Origin of the sequence: Amphritea pacifica (assembly GCF_016924145.1) — a bacterium.
GTDB classification, from domain to species: Bacteria; Pseudomonadota; Gammaproteobacteria; order Pseudomonadales; family Balneatricaceae; genus Amphritea; species Amphritea pacifica.
Genome location: NZ_JAFFZO010000109.1, coordinates 1 through 495, shown reverse-complemented (window position 1 = coordinate 495; position 495 = coordinate 1). Strand labels below are relative to the sequence as shown.

Sequence of the window (495 nt, the reverse complement as noted above, 5' to 3'; positions counted from 1 at the left end):
CCAGATAACAGTCGAACTCGGGGAAAGGATGGCTATAGAGCTCTTTATTGTTTTTATAGCGGATGACCATGCCGGTGCTGCGGCTGAACGTAAAATGTTTGACCGCTTTCATAAACCAGGGCATGGGAAGGTAGCCATGCTCAGAGGCTTCAGCGTAGCCCCAGATGAGGGCTGAAGGTAAAAGGATGAAGAGTATATAGACAAATATAATGTTAATTACTTCTGTAGGTGATATCGGTTCGTATATGAAGGGAAATACGACAATGTATACAGCAAAAAATGGGCTTACCATAGTGCAAATCCCTTTGCTGAAGACAGTAAGGTAAAAGTAGATTAATCCCCAGCGATTAAGTGAGCCTATGGTGCACTGATTTTCATCCCAATAGGTTTCCCCTTTATTGTCTTCGATGCGCTGTTTAATCTCTGCAGGTGTTGGCTCCTGGATCATACTGACGGGAACCGTTTCGTTGGCCCGGCTCCACGGCAGCGGATCAC

1 protein-coding gene is annotated in these 495 nt (G+C 45.7%); it reads right to left on the bottom strand.

Annotation, left to right across the window (positions count from 1 at the left end):
* Positions 1 to 495 (bottom strand): hypothetical protein (locus tag JW499_RS21620; RefSeq protein ID WP_205212516.1); only part of this gene is annotated, 495 nt, incomplete at both ends.